A 10130-nucleotide genomic window follows, 5' to 3' on the forward strand; every position below is an offset into this window, starting at 1 on the left:
ATAGGGAGAGTTTATCATGCAGCAGGTGGGCGGGAAGGTAAAATGGTCGTTTGGATTAGGGGCTATGGGGCAAAATATGGTCTATGGGCTAATGACATTTTTGCTCTTGGTATTTTATACTGATGTGCTTGGAGTCAGCGCGGCGTTCGTCGGTACTTTATTTCTCGTTGTTAGAATATGGGATGCGGTGCTTGATCCAGTCATTGCCGTGGTCGTCGATCGAATTCATACGCGCTGGGGCAAATTTAGACCTTTCGTACTAGCGGGAGGGATTCTTATTTCGGTATTGACCGTTCTATGCTTCTATGCACCCGATCTTAGCCCAGTAATGAAGACCGTCTATGTAATCGTTACTTATGCGTTGTGGAATACGGCATATGCTTTGTTCGACGTCCCCTTCTGGTCGCTGGCGCCTGCTATGACAATCGATCCCGTAGAGCGGACCAAAGTGATCTCGATTGGAAAGATGCTTGGTGTTCTCGGTTCTACAATTGCTGGAGGTGCGTCTCTGCCTATGATACATGCAATCGGCAATGGGAATGCTGCTAAGGGATACTTCTGGACTGCTGTTATATTTGCTTTTCTCTGTATCTTGTTCAGCATCAATTTGTTTCGTCATACAAAAGAGCATAATATTGAGGACAAACAAGAGACGGAATCCCTAAAGGCAAGCCTGAATGTTGTTGTGAAAAACAAGCCGCTGCTTATCCTTACGCTCGCCGGATTATTTTTGGCAACCACAGTGTTATTGAAGCAGACTGTAGCGATATACTACATCCGATATTATCTGGGGAGTGAAGGACTGTTTGCAGCCTTTTCGTTAAGCGGCATGCTGTTCATGCTTCTTGCAATCGGGCTGATACCCAAAATATCAGCCAAATTTGGTAAGAAGAACACGTATATAGCAGGCGGATTCATCGGTATTTTGGCAAATACATTGTTTTATTTCGGACAACCGGATCAAATCGTGTATTTGTTTGTAATGAATGGAATCAGCATGTTCAGTCTAGGCTTTAGCGTCGTTCTTGCCGCTTCTTTGCAAGCGGATACAATTGAATATGCCCAGTGGAAGACAGGGAAAAGATCAGAGAGTATCGTCACAGCTGTAGGTACTTTTACTGGAAAGGTAAGCACCGCAATTGCCGGCGCTGCGGCCGGTTATGGATTGACTTTTTTTAAATATGTACCTAACGCGACGCAAACGGAAGCTGCTTTGAATGGAATCAACTTGATGATGTCAATCTTCCCGGCAATTGGAATTGCCCTTAGCGTTATTATTATTTGTTTCTATGATCTGACTGAGAAGAAGTATGCGGAAATTGTAGCAAATTTGAAGGGAAGAGAGCTTTCCTAGCCATCCTGTATCGTACTTCAGATGAATCTAAATCTGTAACAGACTTTGAACTCCCGATTTAGACAGTATCAACCAAACGACAACGAATGAAGTGCCTCATCATTTTCAGAAGGACATCCCCTTTAAAAGGGGTATCAAAGCGCTGTTTCGCAATAAATACTGGGTCATGATCACTATATTTATGCTTGCCCTCAATTTGCTCAACGCCGTCGGACATGCAGTCGGTATTTTCTATGCCCAGTATATACTGCATAACAAAGATGAGGTTGGGATACTGGGAGTAGTAGGCGTTGTTCCAATATTTATCGGATTACTCTTTGTAGCACCAATTATCAAAAAGTTCGGCAAACGTAATTCGGCGATTTTCGGAGTAATCATTTTAATGATAGGTTGTATGATCTTGATTACTAACCCAACGAATCTAACGACATTGATTATCGCCGCAATTGTCAAATCTATCGGGTCTGTTCCAATTGGTGCCACGGCATTTGCCATGCTGGCCGATACGATCGAATACGGAGAGTGGAAAACGGGTATATTTACGGAAGGACTTGTCTATAGCGCCGGCAGCTTTGGTGCGAAGAGCCTGAAATACGCATCATATGGGAAGAACGCAATATCATTGCCGACGTAAAGAGCATTTTGGGACTTATGGGCATGGAAGCGAAAAAAGGAAAAAGGAACGGTGCTTACACTTACCTTTGACGGTCCAGACGAGGAACAAGCCATGGAGCTTCTGTCGTCATTATTCGAGGGTAAGTAGCGACAAGACAATTTTTCAAAAGCAATCATTTATAGCACCACTACATTAGGAACAGATACTTGAGAGGAGAGTTTAAAATGAATTCAAACTTAGAAAACCCTTTGTTTACGAAAGCGTTCACTCAAAATCCACATCCTACTTATTCTCAATTAAGGGAAAATGATCCTGTTTACCTAAATGTGCTTCCGAATGGCCAAATCGGATGGATGATAACGAGATATGAAGATGCAGTCGAAGCTCTGAAGGACCCCAGATTTATTAAGGATTATTTAGAAATATCCGGCGCAGATAAAGAAACTGAAAGCGTTTTTACCCGCAATATGTTGTATGCTGACCCGCCCGATCACAAAAGATTGCGAGGACTTGTCCAAAAGGCGTTTACACCGCAAATGATAGCCGGGCTCCGAGGTCGCATTCAAGAAATTGCTGATGAACTGCTCGATAACCTCTTCGGGAAAGATAGCATGAATTTAATCGACGATTATGCTTTCCCGCTGCCAATTATCGTCATTTGCGAAATGCTTGGAGTTCCTTCTGAAGACCGCGATAAGTTTCGCGTCTGGTCCAATACGTTGGTCGAGGGCTCAAACGGTGAAAATTTCGATGAAATGTATATTCACATGAGCGAATTCATCCAGTACCTTGGACAGTGGTTTGCCAAAGTTCGGGGAAATCTTGGGCAAGATTTAATTAGCCAGCTTATCATTTCCGAAGACGAGGGCGATCGGTTAACAGAGAGTGAATTATATGGCGTAGTAACGCTCCTCATTATTGCCGGACACGAAACAACCGTAAATTTGATCGGCAATAGCATACTTGCTTTATTAGAGCATCCAGAACAATTGAAGCAACTGCAGAATAATCCGGAATTGATCCATAGCGCAATTGAGGAAGTGCTTCGTTACAACGGTCCGGTAGAATTTAGCACATCAAGATGGGCGCGAGAAAATTTGGAGTTCAAAGGCAAGTCATTCGCAAGGGGAGACTTAGTGATTATAGCGCTGAATTCCGCCAACCACGATCCGAACCGGTTTGATGATCCGGAAATTTTTGATATTACCCGGCAAAAAAGCCAACACCTTGCATTCGGAACAGGAATTCACCTATGCCTGGGCGCCCCCCTCGCCCGCCTGGAAGGAGAAATTGCCATTATGAGTCTACTGAAGCGCTATCCTCAAATCAAACTTAAGGTCGACAAAAACGAGCTTGAGTGGAGACCTGGGATGCTCGTCAGAGGAGTTAAAGAAATTCCGCTTTCTTTATAGACTCATGTTAGAGAATGTTTTATGCTGGATAATCATTTTGCCGGTTTCTTTGCTGGTGTTAGATGGGGCCATTCGCGCAAAAGCCATTTCAAAATTTACTTTTCCTGGCTAAGGAAAAACCACTGACCGTAACTGTCAGTGGTTTTTTTGTATGCTTGTATTGCTTAAGTCAATAATGAAATGGTAAGAAGGAGGATGAAAAAGAGATAGCAAGCATTGGAAGTGTAGCCACACTTCCGAAATTTTTAAGGGTGTGCCCCTAACCCCCCGATCTAAGCTGAGTGACAATTCCATGGCGAAAAACTGAAGCTGCCGCATAGAACTGGGGTGCATTTATTCAGAAAAATCGTAATTGAGGTCATGATGAACTGCAGCATGCTAAGACCGAATTGGTAGCAAATTACGCGAATAAAATGTAGTATATAAAGATGCCGCCAAAATTAACGAAAACTTATTATTAGCGATTCAGAGCATTGAAACGTATCAGAATTACAAAACATTAACGATGATTTTGGCTTGATCGTGAAAATAGAGATATTTCATCTTTGAGGGCACTGTTAAAACCTTTTCCGTCTCATAATATGGAAGCATATCCTGTTTCTCAGATTGTTGGAAGCGTAAATCGCGGAGAAAAAACGCAAACATCATTTGAACAACAGGGACGCCGCAAGGCATTTTTTATATTGGATCTCTATATTTTGTTATTCGAATGTCCAAGTTGGTGGTGGAAGCGCAATCGCCTCGCTTTCGGTAGACCGCATTTTTGCTATTAAACCAAACGGCGGAATGAATGATCCACCTGATGGTACAGATTGATTGATATTTAGGGAGTTAGCTGCATAAGCTAGCTCCTTATTCATTTTTTGCGTTGATAGCTTTCGTGACTTTCTTAATTAATATGTTGTGTCAAAGTCCCCCGACAATGCAGATAGTGCAATGTAAAGGTGTCGGGTGACAAGAAGATGGTTACATTAAAAGTCGCTTGTTATGCGGCTTTTTCATTTTATGTCCTCAAGTTCTTGTCAATACTCGATGACAAGAACTTGAGGACATTCCCGAAATTGACAAGAACATTATGATATTCCCGACGGACCGTTCTAAGACATGGATGGATATAGGGGAGCTAAATAACACGCCGGCGTGGAACGGTAGCCGCGTTATCCGTTACCCTCTGTAAAAGTTAGATAAATATGAATACCGCGGCAGCCGATTAAAATGATTAGCTGCTATTCGTTGAACTAACGGGCAGATTTCGTCAACCAATATATGTAATAACTCGTCTTTCTAATGGGGATTATTGTTAAAAAGGAGTGTGAAATTGTTGACTAAAGTAAAAATCAAAAAAATCGCTTCGTATATGGGATTTATCGCTTCAGCTATTACTGTTCGCCGCCTCACTATATGGCGGAGAAAAGAGCGATTTTCGCCAATTCAATTGACGTAGAAAATATCCATATCCAACCGACAATAGCCTAATCCATTCTGTAAAATGTCAGGGGATTTGGCTATTTTAAAATAGGATCTGTTAAACTTTGCTGTTGATTCCATTGAAGTTACGGGCAGCATAGCTGAATAAACATCAAAAAAGGCTGCTGACACCAAGGTTTCAGTGCCTTCTCAGCTAAACATGCAGTACGAATGAACTTAAACACTTTCAACGAGAGAGGTAAAAGTTGTTGACAGAATACCCAATCAGATAAAAAACCATGCTCATACCCTGAATCATAAGAATTTAGGGAGGGTGTCACGAAATGAAAATCATTCGAAAAATTTGTGGAAAATGTCCTATTCCCGTTAATCTGACATTAAAACAACGTCTCACCCAGCTAATCGGATTTGCTTCAGATAATGTTTTTACAACTACAAATGGAAGGTCAATTAACGGAGTAATTCGAAAAGTGGGAAACAAAGCCTTTGCACTAAGGGAACTGGATACTAATCGGCTAAGGATAATTCCGTTCACAAGATTGGCTGATTTCAGATTTGAAATAACAACAGGAGTTCCGCCGATAAAAAATGTCGCTGTTATTCATGCGAAACAAGCAAGTTTTCTTGCTTTTAATGTAAAAAAGGGGAATGACTATGTTGAATTTGTTCAAGTTATAGTGGAGCATGAACAACAAGTAATTACCATTTTTAATCACATTATCACTTTAAGTCAAATTGGAAGCATCGAATGCTTACGATTGAAAAGGCGATAACTATGGACGAAAAAACACTTATTAAATATAGTTTGTTATAGTCTTATTACATGCGAAGTGATTGTTAAGGAACACATTGTGGTACATTCCGCTAACGAATAACGTTAGTTGAATTAAGACACCGCGGTACCCGGCCAGAAGGTTCGGCTGAATAGAATAGTTTAACTAGAACGGGTTTACTTTTGGAGCAGAATATCATAATTGGTTGGACAAAGTTCTTTGCCGAGTTCGAATCCTGCGAATGCAGCTTTATTCGAAATCCACATGCTAATTTCGCCCGCCAGCGTTGCGTCCCAGAACGCTTTGTTTTCGTGACCAGGATCCGTTGAATATACAGGCCGAAATAAAACTCTGCCTTGCTCTCCCAGATCCTTGGCTTCAACTTTAAACTTTGCTCTAACTGACATCTTTGATTTCACCTCCTTTGCTGTTTTGAAAAGCGATTATGCTCAATCCAACTATCACGCCATTCTTTGCGACGGACTGATCTAGATTGAATAGTTAGTTTCGTCTTCCTGTTTAAAAGTGCTTTTATTTTCTTGTACATCTTCCCACCTCCAACCAATCATTTGAAAAATAAAAAAGAGCCGCGTTAGCAGCTCATCATTTTGCCTGTATTCTGTCGGAAAAACAGATCGGTATATTTCTTCCGCTCAAGGTAGCCGTATAAACAAAAGGAACTGAATGCCTGGATAGACATTCACTTCGCGTTTCTCATAAAAAAACACCCATAGATGGTTGCTCTTAATTTCATTTAGCTCGCTTTATCTCTAATTCAATAATATCGAAAAGGGCCATAATCGATAACGATGATTAAATTGTCTTTCTCGCGGTAACGAATATTATTCCATTTAGGTTCTTTACTCGATGGATCGATTATGTCACGAGCTCTCATTCCTCTTCTTAAGAACTTTTTACGTAATATTAATACTTTCTCCCTATTTTCATCATTTTGTGATACCTGTTGATCAATTTTCTCCATGATGATCCAACCATGACCATAATCAATCACTTTTGCAAGATGCGATCTTAGGGAAGATTTAAACTTTTTGTATATCTCCGCTTCATTTTTATTATTTTTTATCCCAGTTTTCGAAACAGCTACTTTTAATACTAAGCCATTTTTCAAGTCAAATACAATTCGGCGCTCTCCTGATCCAATTTCTTCGTAAGAAAGTTTTAGTTCGGACCTGGCAATATCTCTTTTATTTTCCGAATTATAATACTTTTCTTCTAATTTTTTTATCCATTTTTTAATTGCTTTCAGATCATTTGATGTTAAAAGTTTATCTACCATGGTTACCATCCTCTCTTTCAATCTGTTACACTATTTATATGTAAGAGAGAAAGAATGGTATGGTTTATTGTTCTGTTAGCGGCGTGTTTTTTTACGTTTACATTTTCTAAAATAGGCGAATGCACTTCGCTTTGCTCATAAAGAGCTGGGGCATCTAACCCCACCTCACACCACACCCTTGACGCTAAACGTCTAAGACCAACGACCTGATCCACGGCATGACCGAGTCCTACATATGATAAAGGTAATCACCCGAGCAACATTCGCTCTTAGTGATTCCACAGTACCGGAGGATCGGTTTCTTCTCCGTGTACCTGTGATTGATAACAGCAAAAGCAACTTCAATCTGAAACGGTCTTGGTTCTTTTCGCCCCTTGAACATATCGTCTATGTAAAGCACATCTACTTGCTGCATCCGGCGAGTACGCTCTTCTGTCATAGTCAGATCATCTTTGATTTCGCTGAATCCCTCTACCCAAGGGAAATATAAAACCCTATATCCCTGGCTCCCAAATTATACAATGTTATTCTAGTCATAATTCTTTGGTTACTTTATGTAAGTACTGCAATCTATTGAATTATTTATGTTTTAAAAAACTGAGGCATATACTCATTTCAATTAAGTCAATTCTACTTCTGTTAGGACACTAACGGGGAACCTTAGTTCAAACAGCTAGGGAACAGACCGCCGCGGCAGCTGTTCCCTTTTTCCTGAAGTAATGGGGAGGATAGTTCAATGGAAGGTACAGCAAATAATGGAGGCAAATAGAATGTGGAAAGATAGTGCGGATACGATTGAAGCAATTTTTGATTGTATTATGGAAAGAAAAGCAGGAGGCGTCCCGTTAATTTGTCCTGTTTGTGAAAAAGAACATGCACATTACTATTTCCATAAGTGGAATGAGAAATCCAATAGTGGCGGAATGTGGATTTGGTGTAGCAATTGTAAAAGCTTTTCGCATAGTACCGTAAAAGTACCTGAATGGTGGAAAAATTGCAATGAAATCGCTATTGAAAAGCTGAATTCAATACCTGATTATTTAGAGGAAAATAAAGAAAAAGTTGATAATTTCGTTAATGAGTTATGTAGCGAAAATAGCTAAATTAACGGCTTGAACAGCTGCCGTGCTGTAACCGTCATTAAGCTAACGAAGAACTATAGCGTGGCGATGGAACCGATCCATCGCCTGTTTTCGTTTCTGTGCGATCCGCTCAACGATCGGGCAGGATAATTGAATAAGATATGCTAAAATCTAACTATGTAAGACAGAAACTATCCCCCATAGAGGAGCGTAGTTATGTATTTATTTGAACGGCGATTAGAGAGATATATAGAAGCTTCGAAAGCACTATTGGCAAGTGAAGGAATTGATGAAGTATTGCATTATTTTCGTCATGACGAGTATGAAATGGCTTATGAAGGTTTGTTAATTGAGCTTACCAATATCGGAGAGTACCCTTTAAATATTGATTTTTTGGAATGGAAGGAACTAGGAGAACATTATAGACTCGATAAAGAGTTCGTATTTGATAGCTTTATTTGGGAAAAGTTCATAAACTGGGGTAAATTATATTCCGATAAATCGTTAAGCTAACGGAGAACGATAGTTCAATCCCGACATGACGGCAGCCGACACACGATCGGCTGCCGTTATCTTTTGAAGAAAAGGGAGTTTAACGGAATATTCAATCCCTATTTTCTTCCCTTATGGAATTGATTTTCAATGGCTTTTTGGAGCAAAAGCCCATACCAACAACATACTTCTCTCATAGATTAGTCTAGCCAAAGAAAAGGATGTGATCTCGATGATAGTAAAAGGGATAGTGGATGTAGGTATTATCCGCAACGGTAACAATAATGTGAATCTGTTAACTGACTGTGGTGGTTATCCGTTTGATTCATTGGCTATTTCTTCCGGGCCAGTAATAATGAGGAGAAGAAATACGATTGTCAATGTCGAGCTTTTTAGGGAGGAGGGTGGGGAATGTATCGATCAAATTCTTACGGTCGGAAACAATGTTGCACAGAAGCTTATGCTGAAGAACCGACGGTACCGTGTTGTGTTCGATACGGAGACCAGAGTAATGAACTTGTTCAGCAAGCCGGTTACAAGAGGGAGGCTTTTCTTGGGAGTCGGCAGACAAGTCGTTGAGGATCGAGATGGCGAAAATCCTCCTAAGGTCATTACGATCCGAGACGGGCAGATCTATATATCCGCCATCGGACAGGTTGCGTTAGGGATCATCGGTGAACGATTGTTATTAAAGCACGGCCTAGATAGTAAGTAGGGGGTGATATTACGGTTATGAGTCTGTTGGTGCTTCCATTAACAACAACAATATCAGCCTGTTTAACGACATAAATTCGATTTGTCCTAGTATTAATTAAAACTTCGAAAGCTGACCCAGTTTGGGGATTTGCGATTATCAGATTACTCTTTCCATCTATGACGGTCAAGTTACCTGTATTAGCAAACACGACATAAATCCGATTCGTTAAAGGATTCACAGCAACACTTGTAGGCAGTATTCCGACTAATGGTATGTTGGAGATAATTTTGTTGGTTTCGCCGTCGATTACAACCAATGTGTTTCTACTTCGATTGATCACATAGATCCGGTTGGTGGACGAATTTAAAGCTAAATTTCCTACACTGGTTGAAAGTTTGATCGTCTTAACGAGCCTATTTGTGATACCGTTAATGACGGAAACGGATCCGCTCATTGTATTGGATATATAAACTCGGTTGGTACGAGAATTGATCGCAGCGTGAAAAGGGTTTTTGCCAACACTTATGGTACGAAATGTTTTATTCGTATTTCCATTTATAACAGTGACGGTGTTACTTCCAGAGTTAAGTACATAAATCCGATTAAGGGGCTCATTAAGATAGATTTTGGAAGGGTTTCTTTCAACTGGTATAGTCTTGATGACACGATACCTCAATGATGGTCGAGTAATGGAACGCTTTGTCATCATATTTCTTATAATACCTCCCAATAAAAAGAATCCTGTAGTATATGCTCAGGCTAAAAGAAATGTTTAGTATAAACCGGCGTGGAACCGTAGGCATTTAAGTCATTGAACTACCCTGAAAATCTCACATAGCAGAGAACTAAAAATGGCAATACGAAACTAGGCGCAGCTATGACGTTTTTTTCAAAAGGCTGCGTTTCATGTATTAATATGAGCGAGGTATTATGAGGCGTTGGGAGCTGAAATTGTTACGGTAAAACCAAGATTCTCTAG

10 protein-coding genes are annotated in these 10130 nt (G+C 40.4%); 7 read left to right on the top strand and 3 right to left on the bottom strand.

Translation table 11 applies throughout. The features are described from left to right. Nucleotides 1–16: 16 nt before the first annotated feature. The 4 genes from J2Z65_RS33215 to J2Z65_RS33235 all read left to right on the top strand — a co-directional run bounded on the left by J2Z65_RS33215 (nucleotide 17) and on the right by J2Z65_RS33235 (nucleotide 5583). Nucleotides 17–1354, top strand: a complete 1338-nt coding sequence (locus J2Z65_RS33215; RefSeq protein WP_209856281.1) for an MFS transporter — start codon at nucleotides 17–19, stop codon at nucleotides 1352–1354. 91 nt (nucleotides 1355–1445) lie between these two features. Then, nucleotides 1446–1988, top strand: coding sequence for an MFS transporter (locus J2Z65_RS33220; RefSeq protein ID WP_342357364.1), 543 nt, complete (start codon nucleotides 1446–1448; stop codon nucleotides 1986–1988). Between the two features lie 206 nt (nucleotides 1989–2194). Beyond that, a complete protein-coding gene (locus J2Z65_RS33230; protein ID WP_209856284.1) occupies nucleotides 2195–3382 on the top strand; it encodes a cytochrome P450 family protein in 1188 nt (395 codons plus the stop codon). Between the two features lie 1751 nt (nucleotides 3383–5133). Further along, nucleotides 5134–5583 (top strand): hypothetical protein, encoded by a 450-nt coding sequence (locus J2Z65_RS33235; protein ID WP_167063038.1) that lies wholly within the window; start codon nucleotides 5134–5136, stop codon nucleotides 5581–5583. Between the two features lie 176 nt (nucleotides 5584–5759). Here J2Z65_RS33235 and J2Z65_RS33240 read toward each other — a convergent pair whose 3' ends face one another. Together J2Z65_RS33240 and J2Z65_RS33245 are read right to left on the bottom strand one after the other, a co-directional pair. Continuing rightward, nucleotides 5760–5990 (bottom strand): hypothetical protein, encoded by a 231-nt coding sequence (locus J2Z65_RS33240; protein ID WP_167063042.1) that lies wholly within the window; start codon nucleotides 5988–5990, stop codon nucleotides 5760–5762. Nucleotides 5991–6358: 368 nt separating this feature from the next. Then, nucleotides 6359–6880, bottom strand: a complete 522-nt coding sequence (locus J2Z65_RS33245; protein ID WP_167063045.1) for a hypothetical protein — start codon at nucleotides 6878–6880, stop codon at nucleotides 6359–6361. Nucleotides 6881–7650: 770 nt separating this feature from the next. Between J2Z65_RS33245 and J2Z65_RS33250 the strand changes: the two genes are divergently transcribed. The 3 genes from J2Z65_RS33250 to J2Z65_RS33260 all read left to right on the top strand — a co-directional run bounded on the left by J2Z65_RS33250 (nucleotide 7651) and on the right by J2Z65_RS33260 (nucleotide 9169). After that, a complete protein-coding gene (locus tag J2Z65_RS33250) occupies nucleotides 7651–7983 on the top strand; it encodes a hypothetical protein (protein WP_167063047.1) in 333 nt (110 codons plus the stop codon). Nucleotides 7984–8178: 195 nt separating this feature from the next. Next, nucleotides 8179–8475 carry a hypothetical protein gene (locus J2Z65_RS33255; protein ID WP_167063050.1) on the top strand — a complete coding sequence of 99 codons (297 nt, stop codon included), beginning with the start codon at nucleotides 8179–8181 and terminating at the stop codon, nucleotides 8473–8475. Nucleotides 8476–8686: 211 nt separating this feature from the next. Beyond that, nucleotides 8687–9169 carry a hypothetical protein gene (locus J2Z65_RS33260; RefSeq protein ID WP_209856287.1) on the top strand — a complete coding sequence of 161 codons (483 nt, stop codon included), beginning with the start codon at nucleotides 8687–8689 and terminating at the stop codon, nucleotides 9167–9169. Here the strand turns inward: J2Z65_RS33260 and J2Z65_RS36235 are convergent. Beyond that, a complete protein-coding gene (locus J2Z65_RS36235) occupies nucleotides 9123–9860 on the bottom strand; it encodes a YncE family protein (protein ID WP_209856290.1) in 738 nt (245 codons plus the stop codon). The genes J2Z65_RS33260 and J2Z65_RS36235 overlap by 47 nt on opposite strands. Between the last annotated feature and the right edge of the window lie 270 nt (nucleotides 9861–10130).

The sequence above is a fragment of the Paenibacillus aceris genome (assembly GCF_017874035.1).
Classification (GTDB): domain Bacteria; phylum Bacillota; class Bacilli; order Paenibacillales; family NBRC-103111; genus Paenibacillus_E; species Paenibacillus_E aceris.

Excerpts from the sequence above, each read along its gene's own strand:
- J2Z65_RS33215 (WP_209856281.1), top strand. The coding sequence starts at position 17 with ATGCAGCAGGTGGGCGGGAAGGTAAAATGGTCGTTTGGATTAGGGGCT.
- J2Z65_RS33230 (WP_209856284.1), top strand. The coding sequence starts at position 2,195 with ATGAATTCAAACTTAGAAAACCCTTTGTTTACGAAAGCGTTCACTCAA.
- J2Z65_RS33235 (WP_167063038.1), top strand. The coding sequence starts at position 5,134 with ATGAAAATCATTCGAAAAATTTGTGGAAAATGTCCTATTCCCGTTAAT.
- J2Z65_RS33240 (WP_167063042.1), bottom strand. The coding sequence starts at position 5,990 with ATGTCAGTTAGAGCAAAGTTTAAAGTTGAAGCCAAGGATCTGGGAGAG.
- J2Z65_RS33245 (WP_167063045.1), bottom strand. The coding sequence starts at position 6,880 with ATGGTAGATAAACTTTTAACATCAAATGATCTGAAAGCAATTAAAAAA.
- J2Z65_RS33250 (WP_167063047.1), top strand. The coding sequence starts at position 7,651 with ATGTGGAAAGATAGTGCGGATACGATTGAAGCAATTTTTGATTGTATT.
- J2Z65_RS33255 (WP_167063050.1), top strand. The coding sequence starts at position 8,179 with ATGTATTTATTTGAACGGCGATTAGAGAGATATATAGAAGCTTCGAAA.
- J2Z65_RS33260 (WP_209856287.1), top strand. The coding sequence starts at position 8,687 with ATGATAGTAAAAGGGATAGTGGATGTAGGTATTATCCGCAACGGTAAC.
- J2Z65_RS36235 (WP_209856290.1), bottom strand. The coding sequence starts at position 9,860 with ATGATGACAAAGCGTTCCATTACTCGACCATCATTGAGGTATCGTGTC.